This is a genomic window from Bacillus sp. TE9106W (assembly GCF_054062215.1).
The window spans coordinates 451,380-469,359 of record NZ_JBSSFA010000001.1; the positions used below are offsets into that span (position 1 = coordinate 451,380).

General features: G+C 36.7%; 17 protein-coding genes and 2 other annotated features. Of the genes, 1 reads left to right on the top strand and 16 read right to left on the bottom strand.

The genetic code is table 11. The features are described 5' to 3' along the window. Positions 1-244 precede the first annotated feature (244 nt). Entirely contained in the window at positions 245-862 is a 618-nt protein-coding gene (locus ACVWY7_RS02460) for a TetR/AcrR family transcriptional regulator (protein WP_000023665.1), read from the top strand. A gap of 40 nt (positions 863-902) precedes the next feature. On the opposite strand, the gene ACVWY7_RS02465 is transcribed toward ACVWY7_RS02460, so the two are convergent. The 16 genes from ACVWY7_RS02465 to polA form a co-directional block, all read right to left on the bottom strand. After that, a complete protein-coding gene (locus ACVWY7_RS02465; RefSeq protein WP_000163566.1) occupies positions 903-1,988 on the bottom strand; it encodes a M42 family metallopeptidase in 1,086 nt (361 codons plus the stop codon). 69 nt (positions 1,989-2,057) lie between these two features. Further along, positions 2,058-2,549, bottom strand: a complete 492-nt coding sequence (locus ACVWY7_RS02470; protein ID WP_073522084.1) for a dUTP diphosphatase — start codon at positions 2,547-2,549, stop codon at positions 2,058-2,060. Between the two features lie 470 nt (positions 2,550-3,019). Further along, positions 3,020-3,376: a 50S ribosomal protein L20 gene (gene rplT, locus ACVWY7_RS02475; protein ID WP_001138362.1), complete on the bottom strand. Its 357-nt coding sequence runs from the start codon at positions 3,374-3,376 to the stop codon at positions 3,020-3,022. A 37-nt stretch (positions 3,377-3,413) separates the two neighbouring features. After that, positions 3,414-3,614 carry a 50S ribosomal protein L35 gene (rpmI, locus tag ACVWY7_RS02480; protein WP_001125945.1) on the bottom strand — a complete coding sequence of 67 codons (201 nt, stop codon included), beginning with the start codon at positions 3,612-3,614 and terminating at the stop codon, positions 3,414-3,416. 21 nt (positions 3,615-3,635) lie between these two features. Next, positions 3,636-4,139, bottom strand: a complete 504-nt coding sequence (infC, locus tag ACVWY7_RS02485) for a translation initiation factor IF-3 (RefSeq protein WP_000973214.1) — start codon at positions 4,137-4,139, stop codon at positions 3,636-3,638. 62 nt (positions 4,140-4,201) lie between these two features. Then, positions 4,202-4,322, bottom strand: a sequence feature (ribosomal protein L20 leader region). Positions 4,323-4,532: 210 nt separating this feature from the next. Beyond that, entirely contained in the window at positions 4,533-6,470 is a 1,938-nt protein-coding gene (gene thrS / locus ACVWY7_RS02490) for a threonine--tRNA ligase (RefSeq protein ID WP_000786086.1), read from the bottom strand. 47 nt (positions 6,471-6,517) lie between these two features. Further along, positions 6,518-6,746: a binding site (T-box leader), on the bottom strand. Positions 6,747-6,777: 31 nt separating this feature from the next. Continuing rightward, positions 6,778-7,659 (bottom strand): putative sporulation protein YtxC, encoded by an 882-nt coding sequence (gene ytxC, locus ACVWY7_RS02495; RefSeq protein ID WP_000569611.1) that lies wholly within the window; start codon positions 7,657-7,659, stop codon positions 6,778-6,780. A gap of 280 nt (positions 7,660-7,939) precedes the next feature. Further along, on the bottom strand, positions 7,940-8,878 hold the full coding sequence (gene dnaI, locus ACVWY7_RS02500) for a primosomal protein DnaI (RefSeq protein ID WP_000400112.1): 939 nt from the start codon (positions 8,876-8,878) through the stop codon (positions 7,940-7,942). A 33-nt stretch (positions 8,879-8,911) separates the two neighbouring features. Then, entirely contained in the window at positions 8,912-10,318 is a 1,407-nt protein-coding gene (locus tag ACVWY7_RS02505) for a replication initiation and membrane attachment family protein (RefSeq protein WP_000415046.1), read from the bottom strand. A 127-nt stretch (positions 10,319-10,445) separates the two neighbouring features. Continuing rightward, on the bottom strand, positions 10,446-10,907 hold the full coding sequence (gene nrdR / locus ACVWY7_RS02510) for a transcriptional regulator NrdR (RefSeq protein WP_001203687.1): 462 nt from the start codon (positions 10,905-10,907) through the stop codon (positions 10,446-10,448). Positions 10,908-11,184: 277 nt separating this feature from the next. Then, the gene (speD, locus tag ACVWY7_RS02515; RefSeq protein WP_002003660.1) at positions 11,185-11,568 is read right to left on the bottom strand and encodes an adenosylmethionine decarboxylase; all 384 of its coding nucleotides are present in this window, start codon (positions 11,566-11,568) and stop codon (positions 11,185-11,187) included. A 389-nt stretch (positions 11,569-11,957) separates the two neighbouring features. Further along, on the bottom strand, positions 11,958-12,986 hold the full coding sequence (locus tag ACVWY7_RS02520) for a glyceraldehyde-3-phosphate dehydrogenase (RefSeq protein ID WP_000198972.1): 1,029 nt from the start codon (positions 12,984-12,986) through the stop codon (positions 11,958-11,960). A 109-nt stretch (positions 12,987-13,095) separates the two neighbouring features. Beyond that, entirely contained in the window at positions 13,096-13,698 is a 603-nt protein-coding gene (gene coaE, locus ACVWY7_RS02525) for a dephospho-CoA kinase (RefSeq protein ID WP_000219300.1), read from the bottom strand. Positions 13,699-13,749: 51 nt separating this feature from the next. After that, positions 13,750-14,382, bottom strand: coding sequence for a sporulation membrane protein YtaF (gene ytaF, locus ACVWY7_RS02530; protein WP_000281749.1), 633 nt, complete (start codon positions 14,380-14,382; stop codon positions 13,750-13,752). A gap of 72 nt (positions 14,383-14,454) precedes the next feature. Further along, positions 14,455-15,285, bottom strand: coding sequence for a DNA-formamidopyrimidine glycosylase (gene mutM, locus ACVWY7_RS02535; protein WP_001114480.1), 831 nt, complete (start codon positions 15,283-15,285; stop codon positions 14,455-14,457). A gap of 12 nt (positions 15,286-15,297) precedes the next feature. Further along, positions 15,298-17,931, bottom strand: coding sequence for a DNA polymerase I (gene polA / locus ACVWY7_RS02540; protein WP_000412818.1), 2,634 nt, complete (start codon positions 17,929-17,931; stop codon positions 15,298-15,300). Positions 17,932-17,980 lie beyond the last annotated feature (49 nt).

Here is a 17,980-nt window from a genome sequence, read left to right on the forward strand (position 1 = left end):
TATTGTTTAGATTGTTTAATTGTTAATTATATTAACTTTTAAACAAAAAAATCACACCATCTGAGGTGTAAATCGAAATTTATCTACCTGCGAGCGGTGCTGATTTCTGAAGGACTATCGTTTATAATTATAAATAATTATTTCGAATCTACAACCGACAATTTACGTATGAAATGTCGCTTAAACAACAATATAATACCAATATGTTGTTTAAGTACAGAAAATTAAACGAGGGGAAGTAAAAATGTCTATTAAAAATACAAATGATCCACGTGTAAAACGGACGAGACAACTCATACAGGATGCTTTTGTCGCTTTAGTAGGCGAAAAAGGGTTTGAAAATGTAACTGTTCAACATATTGCAGAACGTGCTCCTGTAAATCGTGCTACATTTTATAGCCATTACCACGATAAATATGACTTATTAGACAAAAGCATTGAAGAAATGTTAGAGAAGCTAACAGAAGTTATTAAACCGAAAAATAGAAATAAAGAAGATTTTCAACTTGCCTTTGATTCACCACACCCAAATTTCTTAGCATTGTTTGAACATATCGCAGAAAATGCGAATTTCTATAACGTCATGCTTGGTGATAAAGCTGCCGGAAACTATACGTATAAGATGATGAAAGCAATTCAAACACATTTAACATTAAGCCTCTCTATTTCACAACCTAACGATGAAAAATTAATGGTTCCGCGTGATATTCTCATTAGTTATGTTACCGGTGCTCACCTCGGCATGATTATGTCATGGCTAAAGAGAGGAATGATATATACCCCGCATTTTATGGCCATGCAATTAACTCGTTTAATCATTTTAGGGGCTCATACTGCAGCGGGATTAGAACGACCTTTTTAAAACATAAAAAAGCGAAGGAGAGGCTCCTTCGCTTTTTCTATTAATTAAATGTAATGTTATGTACAGCCTCTTTATCAAGACGTTTAATAACTTCTACAATTAACTTCACTGCATTTTCATAGTCATCACGGTGTAACATTGCCGCATGAGAATGAATGTAACGCGTTGCGATCGTAATTGCCATAGACGGAATACCATTTACAGCAATATGAATTGCACCTGCATCCGTTCCGCCGCCCGCTACTGAATCATATTGATACGGAATTTGTAATTCATCAGCAACATCAACTACAAAGTCACGTAAACCGGTATGACCGATAACAGAAGCATCATATAAAATGATCTGTGGTCCATCACCCATTTTACTTTGCGCTTCTTTTGACGTTACCCCCGGTGTGTCACCAGCGATACCAACATCTACTGCGAATGCGATATCTGGTTTAATATAGTTTGCAGATGTTTTCGCACCACGAAGACCGACTTCTTCTTGTACAGTCCCTACGCCGTATACAACGTTTGGATGCTTTTCATCTTTTAATTGTTTTAATACGTCAATTGCAATTGCACAACCAATTCGGTTATCCCATGCTTTTGCAAGTAACATTTTTTCATTCTTCATCACTTGGAATTCAAAGTAAGGTACAACTTGATCTCCTGGTCGTATGCCCCACTCCATTGCTTCTTCTTGACTAGAAGCACCAATATCGATGAACATGTCTTTAATTTCAACTGGCTTTTTACGCGCTTCTGGAGGTAAGATATGCGGTGGTTTTGAACCGATTACACCTGTTACATCTCCTTTACGCGTTACAATTGTCACGCGCTGCGCAAGCATAACTTGTGACCACCAGCCACCAACCGTTTGGAAACGAAGGAAACCTTTGTCATCAATTTGCGTAATCATAAAGCCAACTTCATCTAAATGACCTGCAACCATAATTTTCGGGCCGTTTTCTTCCCCTACTTTTTTCGCAACTAAACTTCCTAAATTATCAGTAGAAAGTTCGTCCGCAAACGGCTCAATATATTTCTTCATTACTTCACGTGGCTCACGCTCGTTCCCCGCAATACCGCGTGCATCTGTTAATTCTTTTAGCATTGTCAATGTCTCGTCTAATTTTGTCATTGCCAACACCCTCCTTTTTCTTCAGTCACTTCATTATACAAAAGGAAATTGAAATATTCAAAAATTAACTTAGTATCCTTGTGTTTGACGCTGATGATTTACTTCGTTTTTATCTAAATATGCCTTTTCAATCTCTTCTTGTTCAAACTCAAGTGCTTGTCCAAGTCGAAGATAGCTTGTAAATAATTCAATATAGTTCGTAATAGATGGTTGATCTGTAAAACGAATCACCTTCGCATATGTGTCTAAGAAAATTTCTACTTGTGTTTTATTCGTCTGTGCACACTTATAGAATAAGAAGTTTTTATCGATACCTAAATCAATCCCGATTGATAAGATAAAATGCAAACCATCTACGTATTCTTCTAATATTACTTCCCGTTCTGATGCTGGTTTGTTGCTCCAATATTTAAAACAACGTGTTTCATTTGCAAGTTCTCCAATTTCAACAAGAAGAGCTAACATTTTTTCTTTTAACAATTTTTTCGGTTGTAAGTCATGCTCCTTCGTAATACGGTCATCTAATTCTTTTTGTAATTTAAATAGTTGTAGTAAGTCCATTCTATTGTCCTCCTCCAACATCGCATGTTACGCAACAATGTTGTTTCATCTCAAAGTTCATTATTATTTTTCGTTTCTTATTAATAAGTCAGCCATTTACCTCTTTACAAAATAGCTTGTCCTTAATTTACAAATACGTTTCAATCATCACGATTAGATTGTTCACTCCGATTGGTGATAGTTAATACTTATCCAGGAATTGCCCACTAATAAAAATGTTATTTTATCTGATGAAAGTTCCATATCATCTTTCCATTATAGCAGTGTCGTTTCAGGTAGGAAAGATACTCTTCTTTCCAAAGGGTGATAATTAAAAGAAGCCAGGAGGATTCTCCTGGCTTCATATATATATTCTTCTATATTACTATAACTTTTATATTGATTTTGTCATATCGATAACGACATACTTCTCTTTGCATACAAATAAAAAAACCTTAGAAGAAAAATCTTCTAAGGTTTCAACTAATTAATTAGTTAATGTTGTTTTTTGCAACTGTTGCTAATTCAGCGAAAGCTTTTTCGTCATGAACAGCTAAGTCAGCAAGCATCTTGCGGTTAACTTCGATGCCAGCATTTTTAAGACCGTGCATTAAGCGGCTGTAAGAAAGACCATTCATACGAGCTGCTGCGTTGATACGTGTAATCCATAATTTACGGAAGTCACGTTTCTTTTGACGGCGGTCACGGAATGCATACATTAGAGATTTCATAACCTGTTGGTTAGCAACCTTGAATAATGTATTTTTTGAACCGTAGTAACCTTTTGCTAATTTAATTACTTTTTTACGACGTTGACGAGTAACTGTACCACCTTTTACTCTTGGCATAATATTACCTCCTAATTGTTCTATATATCAGCCGAACTTATTTTAAGTTGTCAAGCATTTGACGAATGCGTTTGAAGTCACCAGCGCTTACTACACCAGCTTTACGTAGTTTACGTTTAGCTTTTGTAGATTTGTTAGCGAATAAATGGCTTGTGTAAGCGTGAGAACGTTTCAGTTTACCTGATCCAGTCTTTTTGAAACGCTTTGCAGCGCCGCGATGAGTTTTTTGTTTAGGCATAGGTATTTCCTCCTCTATCTATTACTTATCGTTTTTCGGTGCTAAAACTAAGAACATACTGCGTCCTTCCATTTTAGGCTTAGATTCGATTGTACTAACTTCAGCACAAGCTTCTGAGAAGCGATCTAAAACACGTTGACCGATTTCTTTATGAGTAATGGCACGTCCTTTAAAGCGAATTGACGCTTTAACCTTGTCGCCTTTCTCTAAAAACTTGATAGCATTACGAAGTTTTGTGTTAAAGTCGTGTTCATCAATTGTTGGACTTAAACGAACTTCTTTCATGCTAATTACTTTTTGATTTTTGCGCTGTTCTTTTTCTTTCTTCTGTTGCTCAAAGCGGAATTTACCGTAGTCCATAATGCGGCATACTGGCGGTTTCGCATTTGGAGCAACTAATACTAAATCAAGATTAAGATTTGCAGCTAAGTCTAAAGCATCATTACGAGACTTGATTCCAAGTTGATCGCCATTTGCGCCAACTAAACGTACTTCACGTGCACGAATTTGCTCGTTAATCATCATATCCTTGCTAATAGTAAGCCACCTCCAAGGTTTTCTCAGAACATAGTTTGTAGTCATAGAACCCGACAAAAAAAGTGCGGGCATACGACACCCACACTTGTAAAATCTTAAGTAAGAAATACATTTACCTGTAAACTGCGAATGCGTCCATCAGGTGAGAAGCGGGTGCTTCTACTTGTTCCACAAAACAATATTCTATTATCCTTGATGAGTTTATCATAGGACATGACGTCTGTCAAGAAGACGTTATGTGTTTTACTAACAACAAGAAATATTGTAACAAACAACTAACATACTTGCAATACTTTTTTACGATAAGTGTTACATGGTTTTTTTTTCTAATTTTTCTTACTCATATTACACAGAAAAGCCGCGGTATACCGCGGCTTTTTCTTATCGTTTTCCTTCTACTTTAATCATATCAACAAAAGCATCTAATGCGATTGTTTCTGATTTTTGTTCACCGTATTTACGTACGTTTACGCCGTTTTCAGTTACTTCATTGTCACCTACTACAAGCATGTACGGAATTTTTTGCATTTGTGCTTCACGGATTTTGTAACCAATTTTCTCTTCACGAGTATCTAATTCAACACGGATACCAGCACGGCGCAATTCGTCTTGTACTTTCTTCGCATAGTCTAAATGTACTTGCGGAGAAACTGGAATTACTTGTACTTGAACTGGAGCTAACCAAGTTGGGAATGCACCTTTATATTCTTCAATTAAGAATGCTACGAATCGTTCCATAGTTGATACAACACCACGGTGAATTACAACTGGACGGTGTTGTTTACCGTCTTCACCAACGTAAGATAGTTCAAAGCGTTCTGGAAGTAAGAAGTCTAATTGTACAGTTGAAAGTGTTTCGTCTTTTCCAAGAGCAGTACGAACTTGAACGTCAAGTTTTGGACCGTAGAATGCCGCTTCACCTTCAGCTTCGTAGTAATCAAGACCCATTTCATCCATAGCTTCTTTTAACATACCTTGTGCTTTTTCCCACATCTCATCATCAGCATAGTACTTTTTAGTATCTTCTGGGTCGCGATAAGATAGACGGAATGAGTAGTTCTCTAAACCGAAATCTTTGTACACTTCTAGAGTTAAGTTTACAACACGTTTTAACTCTTCTTTAATTTGATCTGGGCGAACGAAAATGTGCGCATCGTTTAAAGTCATTCCGCGTACACGTTGTAATCCAGATAACGCACCTGACATTTCATAGCGGTGCATTGTTCCAAGTTCCGCAATACGGATTGGTAATTCACGGTAGCTGTGAATATCGTTTTTATAAACCATCATGTGGTGAGGGCAGTTCATTGGACGAAGAACTAACTCTTCATTATCCATTTCCATTGATGGGAACATACCATCACGGTAGTGATTCCAGTGACCAGAAGTTTCATAAAGCTCTCTGCTTCCTAGTACTGGAGTGTATACGTGATCATAGCCTAAGCTTGCTTCTTTATCAACGATGTAACGCTCGATAATGCGGCGGATTGTTGCACCTTTTGGTAACCAAAGTGGTAAACCTTGTCCTACTTTTTGGCTATTAGTAAATAGTTTTAATTCTTTACCTAATTTACGGTGATCGCGCTCTTTCGCTTCTTCAAGCATACGTAAGTGCTCATCTAATTCTGCTTTCTTAACAAATGCAGTACCGTAAATACGTTGTAGCATTTTATTATTGCTATCGCCGCGCCAGTAAGCACCCGCAACGCTTAATAATTTAAATACTTTAATTTTTCCTGTAGATGGAAGGTGAACACCACGGCAAAGGTCGAAGAATTCGCCTTGCTCATAAATTGAAATAACTGCATCTTCTGGAAGATCATTAATTAAATCTAATTTTAACTCATCGCCGATTTCTTCAAAGCGACGAATTGCTTCTGCACGTGGTACTTCATGACGAACGATTTCTAAGTTCTCGTTCACAATCTTTTGCATTTCTTTTTCGATTTTCTTGAAGTCTTCAACTGTAATTGCTTCTTCCATATCAATATCGTAGTAGAAGCCATTTTCAATTACTGGACCAATACCAAGCTCAACCTTAACATCTTTATATAAACGTTTTAACGCTTGCGCTAAAAGGTGAGCTGTTGAGTGGCGTAAAATATATAAGCCATCTTCAGAATCTAATGTAATGATAGAAACTGCACCATCTTCTTCGATTGGTGTAACAAGATCAATCATCTCATCATTTAATTTTCCAGCCACAGCTTTTTTCTTTAAGCCTGGGCTAATAGAAGCTGCGATTTCTTCAGTTGTTACGCCTTTTGGAAACTCCTTCACAGCTCCATCAGGGAAAGTAATTTTAACTACATCTGCCATCACTGGTCACTCCTCTTTTTCTCAAAATAAAAAACACTCATCCCGTAAAAAGGGACGAGTGTTGAATTCGTGGTTCCACCCTTGTTCCAATTAACCTTATTGTTAATTGCTCAAGTTCAACATAACGGTGTTGTCCGTTAGCAATTACTAGAAAAACCGTTCACTGCTAAAGTTTAGAGGTGGTAAGTAATAATCCCGTACTAGGAAGCTCACACCCTAAGGCTTCCCTCTCTGAAAATCGTAGAAAACTACTCATGTCCTCATCATGACATTTCAATATATTTCATTTATGTAGGTAATTATATGCTCAAAAACTTAGAAAATCAAGGGCGTTACCTTTATTTTTTAAATTTTTCACATTGCGCTCAAACTCATGTAATCCATGTAATTGTACCCGTTCTTGAAATACATTTCGCAAAGTAATAATCATATTATGGTCTTGTTCTTTCGTATATAAATAAATTTTTTTCGGCGAAATAGAAAGAAGTGGTGCAATTACTTTCGTATCAATATATACATCCTTTTGTTTTAATAAGTCTTCATCTATATATTGAACCAATTTCTCTTGTTTTAAACGTCTACCTTTATCATCATAGAAAATAAAACTTTCATCAAAAATAAGATGCACACATGACAAACGTGATTTCCGGCTACGGACTTGTTGCCGGAGCGTCTCAATAAACATTTGATATTCTTGTTCTAACTTATACTCATCAATCGCAACTTCAGCAAGCTTAGCTACCATTTCCCTATATGTACGAAGACGAAAACGAACATATGATGAAAACGAGAATGAAAGCGGATCACAAAGCCAGTTATTTAAAGAGGATTTAATATATGATTCAAATGTGTGACGTGTTAATTCACGAGCAATTCCTTTTCTTCTTCCTTTTAAGATCTCTTGTGCCATATGCAATATTTGATGACACTCTTCCTCTTCTTCATAAAAAAACTTCTCTTTTAAGATTGTATATATCCACTCATTTTGTTTCACATTCACAATGAAATATACCATGACTGGTAATAAAATCTTTTCAATATAATTTGATTCACATACTGGTATGTGAATCACCACTTTTTGGTCCTGTAAATACACACTCGTTTCCTTATATAACAGTTCCGCTCTTTTCAGTAGTTGTCTATATACGTGCATAGCATCATTTTTTTCTTCGAAGCAAATTTCAATCACTTTTGTCCCCCCTTTTATCCCTGCTCTAAAGGACTGTATCTATACGTTACAAATCCTATAAGAGTCCGTCCCGCGTGAAAGTTCACTCTTAGTAGAATTACATTTCTTATCGTTAGAAAATCCACTCGATATGGCTTGCTAATTTTATATATATTAAGGGAGGGAGAAAAAAATGATACAAGCTACTCGGAATTTTCAATAAGAACTTTTCATTTTATAATTCGGCTACTATAAAAAGCGTTTAACTACGAAAAAAAGAGCAAGCTTCTCAGCTTACTCTTTACTTATGACGACGGTTTTTCCCACCAATAGGAATTGGTTTCGCTAAATATTTAATTCGTTCCATAATACGAGCTGCTTTCATTTCTTCCGCTTCACCGCGCTGCGTATATGTTAAATGATGTTCTAGTTGTTTAAAATCAAAGTTAGACGTAAAGAACGTCGGTAAGTTTTCTAACATACGGAATTGCAAAATTGCACCGAGTACATCATCACGCACAAAGCTTGACATCGCTTCTGCTCCAATATCATCTAGCATTAAAACTTGTACGCGTTTCACCGCATCAATCTTTTCCCCAATCGAATTATCTTGAATTGAACTTTTAATTTCACGTAGAAATTCAGGGAAATATACGAGCATTGAACTGATTTTCTTTCGAGCAAGCTCATTCGCAATTGCTCCTAACAAATACGTTTTTCCTACACCAAATTTACCGTACAAATATAAACCTTGTACTTTTTTACCAGGTTCATATGTACTTAAAAATTCATTGGCTGCACCAATTGCATCAATACGAGCATCTAAATCTGAAGGGTCTAAGTTTTCCATCGTTGCTTGTAAAATGTCAGTCGGCATATATACACTCTGAACGAGCTTTTCATATTTCTTTCTTTCGTCATAGGCTACTTTTCTCACGCAACGATCGTATTGAATATCAATCATCTTCCCCTGGATAACGAGCTTTGGCTCATACCCTTGCAGCATGTTTTTACACGAACCTAGATCCGGACAATCCGCACAACCTACACTTTGTCCAATATATTCGTATAATTTCACAAGACTGCGCTCGATCATAGAAGTTGTTACTTCCCCTCGATGTTCGTCTATAAATTCTTTCACACGCGGATGTGCCATTACTTCCGCCTTTAATACTTCATATCTATTTTTAAAATTTTCATTTTCCATTAATTTTGCAAATGAATTTTGAATATGCTCCATTTCCTCACCTCAAAGAGCGTTCATTCTCTTCTATTAATCACGCTTATATTTTTTTAACACTTCTTCTAGTCGTTTCCGTTCATCCTCTAACGTACTTGCACCTTTTTCAGCACTTGCATCTTTTTTCACAGTTTCTTTCTCTTGTTCTTTCGGCTCTTCTTTCAGCCAATCTGGTACCATTTCTTTTCGTACCGTTTTCTTCGATGTACGGCCTTTCTTCTTCGTCTCAGCCCATTCTTGATATTGACGGTTTTCTTCTTTCGCTAACGCCATTGCTTCAGCTACTGTACCGACCTTTTTACGTGCCCAATGTCCAGCAATCTTCTCCACATACGTTTTCGCAAGTTTCATATCTGAGCGTAGCATAACGTAATAAATAAGTACATTCACAACACCTGGCGTTAATTTTTGATTGATCATTACATCTTCAACGATCTGCAAGTCAGCCTTTGTCGCCTCTGCACCACCAGAGATTTCTTTTAATAGTTGTTTTGGTGAGATTTCCTCTAACTGTTTTATTAACATCTCTTCTTGCGTAGAAGGCTCTTTTCCTTCCATCATACGTGCAGCGTGAGGTTGTACTCTTTCACTTAATACAGGTAACGCTTGACCGTTTTCGAACTGATACCAATCACGTGCTCCTTTTCTAAGCCTTTCGATATCAATTGTCTGCATCTCTGTCACCGTACCAAGAACGATATTTTGCATCGATAACACATCTACATCGTACACGTAAGCAAGTGTAATGACACATTCTCGCACTTGATCTGTAATCGCCTTTTTAGGGACAAGAGCGGACAAGCCATCTACAAATAAGGAGAAATCAAAGAAATCATTCCAAACTTTTGGAGCGTCTCCCTTCTCGTTACTTGGCATAGCTGTCGTTTTTGGAATACGAAGGTCTTCTTGCGCATGCTCAAGCTGCCCTGGATTAAACGAACCAAACACATCATTAAAAGAACGCGTAACATTTTCATAAGATGCAAAATCAAATTCTTCTTCTAAGAAATAATGCTTTACTTGATTATATTTTGTCCGACTCAATCGATTGTATAAAAAGATACTTAAAACAATATCATCAAAAAACTGCTTTGGAGATAAAGGTGGTTGCAGCTCATATATAAACATTCGAATATCTTTTTCTTTCTTAATATATACTTTCAAAAGTCCAATTGCCTCTAACTTTACTCGTTCCTCATATACTTCGGGAAGCTGCATTTGCATGGTCACCATAAGGGAATGATGCGTATTCTCTTTTCCAAATACACGATCTTGCTCTAACTCTCCCCATAGCGTCATGTACAAGCTAAAAGCTCTACTACCTATTAACGGCTGATATAACATCGTTAACACTTTTCGGTCGTAATTATGCAATAACCCTTTCGCACTTACTTTATAACGATCAATCGGCAATAGCTCCATCCATGACTGTTTTTCCATTCTTGCTTTTCCTTTCTCTCATCCAATCTTCACTATATAATTTCTTAGCGAAAAAGAGCTATTAGCTTTCGCTTCTAGCTCTCTTATCTCATTACTTACGGTATGTAAAGAGAATACAATACAGATGCTACTCTCTTTCTTTTTGCAGTATATCTTTTAATTCTTCAATAAATACATTTAAATCTTTAAATTGGCGATATACAGAAGCAAAACGCACGTAAGCAACATCATCGATATCACGTAGTTCTTCCATAACAATTTCACCAATCATATCACTTTTCACTTCTGATATACCTAAATTACGAAGTTCACGTTCCACGCTTTGAGTTACTTCTTCTAATTGTCTTAAAGATACTGGCCTTTTTTCGCACGCTTTAATTAAGCCACGTAAAATCTTTTCTTTATTAAACTCTTCTCGTGTTCCTTCTTTTTTTACAACGATAAGAGGTGACTCTTCCACTCTTTCAAATGTCGTAAAGCGGCTTAAACAGCTTTCACACTCTCTCCTTCTTCGAATAGAGCGCCCCTCGTCTACCGGACGCGAATCTAACACTCTTGTACCATTATGAGAACAGGATGGACAACGCAATATATTCACTCCTTTACACTATACTCTTTATTTTTTCTCTACTTACTTCATCTGACAATATATATACATTATTATATAACTCATTTTAACTCTCTTACCACTTTAAGTTTAAGCGCATTATTTTATCATCTCGTTTTAGATGATAGATGCGTTGTTAACTTATTCGTAAGAGCTCCATTTATTCAACTAACGAGTACGTTATATTTTCCCTTTTTTATAAACTAAAAAAGAGGTGCATTATACACCTCTTTACATTTTAAATCAATTATGTTCTTTTTTAAAGAGCTTTTGTTTCTCTCTGCTTAATTTCGAAGCTACCAGTGCCTCGAGGAAGCTCGATGCTCTCACGCGTTTTCGCGTTTAAACCTTCTGCAATATATTCTGCAGCAACATTTGGATCAATACGATCCCCACAAGTATAAACATCAATACTTGCGTAACCGTGCTCCGGAAAGCTATGAATTGTTAAATGTGATTCCGAGATAATTACTACTCCACTTACACCTTGTGGTGCAAATTTATGGAAAGCAACCTCACGCACTTCAGCACCAGCTCTTAGTGCTGCATCCACAAATAATTGTTCAATATACGGCATGTCATTAAGCTTGTCGAAATCGCAATCCCAAAGTTCAGCGATCACGTGACGACCCATCGTATCCATAGTATCCATTCTACAGTTCCCCCTTGTAAATTTATTCTAACTGTTCGAATTGAAAACTAATTTGCAATTTGGCTTGCTCCACTACCACGGGGGAAAGTTAGTCCAGAGAGGTCCTAACCCTTTAAGTAGTGACTACGTACCTCAGCTCTTAAGTTTACGAGTGTTAGTATACTTTGTTTATTTTCATTTTGCAACAACAGTTTTTTCGATTTCCTGTCATATTTTCCTCTTTACTTTTCCCTAAAAAAAATAAATGATTCACAAATACAGTAATCCCAACGTTTCGTGGTATGTCCACTTTCAAAAATATACTCCTATAATTTTTTCCCTTTTCAGAAAAAAATAAAAAAAAGAGGGCAAATATTCCACTTGCCCTCTCCCTTATTCACTTAAATATGTTGCACATTTTCTTGCTTCGCTAATTCGTCAACAACTAACGTTACAAGATCTACAACACGACGAGAGTAGCCCCACTCGTTATCATACCAAGCAAGCACTTTTACTTTACGATCACCCATTACCATTGTAGATAAACCATCAATGATAGCTGAGTGTGTATTTGTATTAAAGTCAATAGATACTAAAGGCTCTTCGCTGAATTCTACAATGCCTTTTAACGCACCGTTTGCAACAGTTTTGAATGCATCGTTAATAGCTTCAACTGTCACATCACGTTTTACATCTACAACTAAGTCAACAAGAGACACGTTTGGTGTTGGTACACGAAGTGCCATACCGTGAAGTTTTCCATTTAAATGCGGAAGAACTTTTGCTAGCGCTTTCGCAGCACCTGTCGTTGTCGGAATAATTGATTGTCCGCAAGCACGTGCTCTTCTTAAATCTTTATGTGGGTTATCAATATTTTTTTGGTCATTTGTATAAGCGTGAACTGTTGTCATTAAACCGTTTTCAATTCCAAACTGCTCATCTAACACCTTCACAACAGGTGCTAAACAGTTTGTTGTACAAGATGCATTTGAAATAACAGTATGTTTTGTAATATCTAATTGGTCTTCGTTCACACCAACTACAATTGTTACATCTTCATTTTTACCAGGCGCTGTTAAAATAACTTTTTTCGCTCCAGCTTCAACGTGAAGAATTGCTTTTTCTTTTGAATTAAATTTACCAGTTGCTTCAATTACAACTTCAACACCTAAATCTGTCCAAGGCAATTCCTTTGGATCGCGGTTGTTTAAAAGGCGAATCATTTTCCCATCAACTAATAAGTGATCTTCAAATGCTTCTACTGTTCCGTCAAACTTGCCGTGAACTGTATCATATTTAATTAAATGTGCTAACGTTTCAGATGGATAGCTTGCATTGATTGCTACAATTTCGAATGCGCTTTCTTTTATTGCCTGACGAAATACCATTCTCCCAATACGTCCAAATCCATTAATTGCCACACGAGTCATAATATGTTATCCCCCTTGAATGCGTTATACTATTTATCTCCAATCCCAATAATAGTATAACACAAAAAGGGGATATGTCACTAAGCATTTTCATTAATTTCACAATTTTTTAGTCAATAATGTTCCATTTCTTTAAAATCGCCTGTAATTGTGTTTTCGTTTCCATAATTGTGCCATCATTATTTATCACTTCATCTGCATTTTCCACTTTTTCTTCTAACGGCATTTGAGATTGAATACGAGCTGTTGCTTCTTCTTCTGAAAAATTATTTCGCTTCATTAAACGTTCTAATTGCGTATGTGGCTTAACTGCTACAACTAAAACGCGGTCAACGAGACTTGTTAATTTACTTTCAAATAAGAGAGGAATATCTAACACAACCGCTTGCATACCTTCTTTTATGTACATTTCCTTTTGCTTATTCATTTCCTCACGCACTGCAGGATGAACAATTTTGTTTAACTGCAATCGTTTCTCTTCATTATAGAAAACGACACTTCCTAATTTCGGTCGATCCAGTTCTCCATCTTCTTGTAATACTTCCGTTCCAAACACTTCTACAATTTTGTTATATGCTGGTTTTCCTTTTTCTACAACTTCTCTTGCGATAATATCTGCATCAATAACTGGTATACTGAGCTCGCGAAACATTTGAGATACTGTACTTTTTCCGCTTGCAATACCTCCCGTTAATCCAATTACTACCGTCATCATAACCCTCCTCATAATAAAAGGCGCGAAACTAATGTTCCACGCCTGTACTTACATTTTCCAAATTCCAATAATAATGAGTAATACCCCAGGCAGGAATGTAAATTTTTGCAACCATTTCATATTTGATAAAACCGTTCCAAGTTTCATTCCAATAAATAAAAACAAAGAACTCATCACTGCAACTAATATCGCCATCATAGCAGGTGCATACCCTAATAAAGACGCACCAATTCCAGCACCGAATGAATCTACAGAAAGAGCGATACCAAGAAGCAATGCTTCTCCTGCAGAAATGGTGCCTGATTTATCGAAATCTGCTACAGTCGGCTTCCGTAAAATTTGAATTACTAACCCAAGCGAGGCAATCTCTAATTTCCAGACCTTCTCCTCTTGCTTCGGTTCTTCTTTTTTCTCACTTCGAAAAAATTGATATAATACCCAAATCCCTATTCCAATAAGAACAAGCCCACCGATACGCGTTGCGATAACAGGTGAAAATATTTTCGCGATCATATGTCCAATTCCCATTGAAACAAGCATAACAGCGGCTGAACACATTCCGATAATTACAATTGATCTTAGTGGAATTCTTACGCTTCTTAAACCATATGTTAGCCCTACACTACAGCTATCTAAGCTTAATGTAAAAGCTAATAAAATAAGAGATAAATAAAGGTACATCGGTAAGCTCCTCCCTTATACATAGCTCTGCTGTATGTATATGACAAATGCCTATCCGATGTTATCTCTTTTCTATATTCTAGGCTGACAAATCGGGCAGTAATGCGTTCCTCTTCCGCCAACAACTGTTTTTTCTAATATCGTACCGCAAGTCACACACGGTTCTCCTTTTTTTCCATATACATTTAGAAGTTCTTGGAATGAGCCAATTTGCCCTTGTGAGTTGATATACGTTCGAATCGTACTTCCGCCACGTTTCACTGCTTCGCCTAACGTTGTAACAGTCGCCTCATAAATCCGCTCAATTTCTTCCGCTGTTAAAGAAGACGCTTCTCGTTCTGGGTGAATTTGAGAACGGAATAAAACTTCATCTACATATATATTTCCAAGCCCTACTAAAAGACGCTGGTCTAACAATACAACTTTTATTTTCCGATTTGTCTTTTGCAATCTCTCGTGTAAATACTGTGGTGTCAATTCAGCATCAAATGGCTCTGGACCTAAGTCAGCAAGAGGCATTTGATTCATTTCCTCACCCTTTTTAAAGAGATGCATCGTACCGAACTTTCTCACATCTTTATAATGTAATTCAGTTCCATCTGTAAATAAGAAACGGACGTGCGTATGCTTATCAATTGGTTCATCCTCTTGATGCAGTAAAAACTTACCTTCCATACGCAAATGTGAAACAATGACATAATTCGTTACATATAAAAGCAAAAACTTTCCTCTTCGCTTTATATTTTCAATCGTCTCGCCTTTTAGCATTTCTTTAAAGATTTCTGCATCATCTGGGCGTTTTACTATTTTGGGATAGGTAACAATGACGTCTTCAATTGTTTTTCCTGTTACAAGATTTTCAAGTGTCCGTCTGACGTTTTCAACCTCTGGTAATTCAGGCATTTCATCACTTCCTTATTTTGCGTCGTACCAAGTTGGACCGTAAGAATAATCAACTTTCAGTGGAACTGCCAGTTCAATTGCATGCTCCATTACTTCTGGTACAAGCTTCTCTAATTTTTCAATTTCTTCTTTTGGTGCCTCAAATATTAATTCATCGTGTACTTGCAGAAGAAGACGCGCTTGTAATCCTTCTTCTTCTAAACGATCTGCCATAATAATCATCGCTTTTTTAATAATATCTGCTGCAGTACCTTGAATTGGTGTATTCATAGCTGTACGCTCAGCAAAGCTACGCAAGTTGAAATTACGACTCGTAATTTCCGGAATGTAACGGCGACGATTTAATAATGTAGCCACATATCCTTTTTGCTTCGCATCTTTTACGATGTCATCCATATATTCTTGTACACCAGGGAAACTTTCTAAATACTTTTCAATAAATTCCGCGGCTGCTTTTCTTGTAATTCCTAAGTTTTGTGAAAGACCATAATCACTAATACCATACACAATTCCGAAGTTAACAGCTTTCGCTTGTCGTCTCATATTTGAAGTTACTTCATCTTTTTCAACGCCAAATACATCCATAGCTGTTTTTGTATGAATATCCATGTCATGTTGGAACGCTTCAACTAGCCCTTTATCATTGGCAATATGAGCTAATACACGAAGTTCAATTTGTGAATAATCGGCCGCGTACATAATCCATCCTTCTTCTGATGGAACGAATGCCTGACGAATCTTTCTTCCTTCTTCTAATCGAATCGGGATATTTTGCAAGTTTGGATCCGTTGAACTTAATCGACCTGTTTGCGTTAATACTTGATTGAAGCGAGTATGAATTTTAGATGAATCTTCATGTACAACCTTTAATAAACCTTCAATATAAGTTGAATTTAGTTTCCCTAATTGACGGTAATGTAAAATGTTTGGAATAATTTCATGGTGATCCATCAGCTTGTCTAGTACATCTGCTGACGTAGAATAACCTGTTTTTGTCTTCTTAATAACCGGTAAGTTTAAATTCTCAAACAGAATCACACCAAGCTGCTTCGGTGAATTAATATTAAATTCTGTTCCCGCCAGCTTATAAATTTCCTGTTCCATTTCCTTTAATCTACCTGCAAGTTCTTCTCCCATATTACGAAGACGTTCTGTATCAACTTTTACACCTTTTACTTCCATATCAGCTAATACACGTGCAAGTGGTAATTCTAACTCTGTAAACAGTTCATATTGCTCATTCTTTTCTAACTCTTCAACGAATGTTTGCTTTACATCATATAATACATGCACTTTACGAGCTACATGCTCCGCTACTATCTCTAACTCTGGAACAGCACGCTTCGCACCTTTTCCATAAACTTCTTCATCAGATTTCACAGCATGCGTTTCTTTCATTTTCGCTACAGTACGGAAATCTTTATCTGTATCAGCCGGGTCAAGTAAGTAAGCAGCGATTAATAGATCAAAGTCAATCCCTTGCATATCTATACCGTTCCATTTCAGCGCAACGATCGCACGCTTCGCATCAAATGTATACTTTCTCATTTCTCCATCTGCAAGCCACTCTTTAAAAGCATCTGATTTAAGTGCAATATCTGTCTGAATAAAGTAACATCCATTTTCATTTTGAATACCGAAACCTTGAATGTCTGCTTTATGATAGTTATCTTCTTGTACTTCAACGATAAGCGCACTATCTTGCTGAAGCATTTCTTCTGTAACTTCTTCTACAATATCAAATGTAATATCATCTAATTCAGCTGGAGCCGTTTCTTCTGGCGTAACACCTAATTTGTTTAAAAGAGATGTAAATCCTAAATTCTCGAACATTGGAATGACATCACTTGCTTCATATCCTTTATACTCCATATCATCCACATTCACAGTAATCGGTGCGTCTGTAATAATGGTTGCAAGATCTTTACTCATAAGAGCTTGGTCTTTATTTGCTTCCAGCTTTTCTTTTAATTTCTTCCCGCTTACTTGATCTATATTTTCATACACTTCTTCAACCGTTCCAAACTGTGTTAACAATTTAATCGCAGTTTTTTCACCAACTCCTGGTACACCTGGAATATTATCTGATTGGTCTCCCATTAAACCTTTCATATCGATAATTTGCTTTGGTGATAAGCTGTATTTCTCAAATAAAGCTTCTTTCGTATATTCGTCTACTTCCGTAATCCCTTTTCGAGGAATACATACTAGCGTGTTATCAGAAACAAGTTGAAGTAAGTCTTTATCTCCTGAAATAACTTTTACACTTGCGCCTTGTTCACTCGCTTCTTTCGCTAGCGTTCCCATAATGTCATCCGCTTCATAATTTTCTAATTCATAACGTGGTACATTGAATGCATCAAGCATCTCACGAATAAACGGGAATTGCTCTGATAACTCAGGCGGAGTCTTTTGACGTCCTCCTTTGTACTCACTATATGTTTTATGACGGAATGTCGTTTTCCCCGCATCAAATGCTACTAACATATGCGTCGGTTTTTCTTCCTCTAATATTCTCATTAACATCATTGTAAAACCGTAAATTGCGTTCGTATGTATACCTTTGTCGTTATTTAAAAGCGGTAGTGCAAAGAAAGCACGATACGCGATATTATTACCATCTACTAATACGACCTTTTTTTCCAAATCAGAAACCTCCCCATACAAATTTGAAATGATTTTTTTCACAGAAAAA

Coding starts and splice junctions, on each gene's coding strand:
- ACVWY7_RS02460 (WP_000023665.1), top strand. CDS start 245: ATGTCTATTAAAAATACAAATGATCCACGTGTAAAACGGACGAGACAA.
- ACVWY7_RS02465 (WP_000163566.1), bottom strand. CDS start 1,988: ATGACAAAATTAGACGAGACATTGACAATGCTAAAAGAATTAACAGAT.
- ACVWY7_RS02470 (WP_073522084.1), bottom strand. CDS start 2,549: ATGGACTTACTACAACTATTTAAATTACAAAAAGAATTAGATGACCGT.
- rplT (WP_001138362.1), bottom strand. CDS start 3,376: ATGCCAAGAGTAAAAGGTGGTACAGTTACTCGTCAACGTCGTAAAAAA.
- rpmI (WP_001125945.1), bottom strand. CDS start 3,614: ATGCCTAAACAAAAAACTCATCGCGGCGCTGCAAAGCGTTTCAAAAAG.
- infC (WP_000973214.1), bottom strand. CDS start 4,139: ATGATGATTAACGAGCAAATTCGTGCACGTGAAGTACGTTTAGTTGGC.
- thrS (WP_000786086.1), bottom strand. CDS start 6,470: ATGGCAGATGTAGTTAAAATTACTTTCCCTGATGGAGCTGTGAAGGAG.
- dnaI (WP_000400112.1), bottom strand. CDS start 8,878: ATGGAGCATATTCAAAATTCATTTGCAAAATTAATGGAAAATGAAAAT.
- ACVWY7_RS02505 (WP_000415046.1), bottom strand. CDS start 10,318: ATGGAAAAACAGTCATGGATGGAGCTATTGCCGATTGATCGTTATAAA.
- speD (WP_002003660.1), bottom strand. CDS start 11,568: ATGGATACGATGGGTCGTCACGTGATCGCTGAACTTTGGGATTGCGAT.
- ACVWY7_RS02520 (WP_000198972.1), bottom strand. CDS start 12,986: ATGACTCGTGTGGCAATTAATGGATTTGGACGTATTGGGAGAATGGTA.
- coaE (WP_000219300.1), bottom strand. CDS start 13,698: ATGACGGTAGTAATTGGATTAACGGGAGGTATTGCAAGCGGAAAAAGT.
- ytaF (WP_000281749.1), bottom strand. CDS start 14,382: ATGTACCTTTATTTATCTCTTATTTTATTAGCTTTTACATTAAGCTTA.
- mutM (WP_001114480.1), bottom strand. CDS start 15,285: ATGCCTGAATTACCAGAGGTTGAAAACGTCAGACGGACACTTGAAAAT.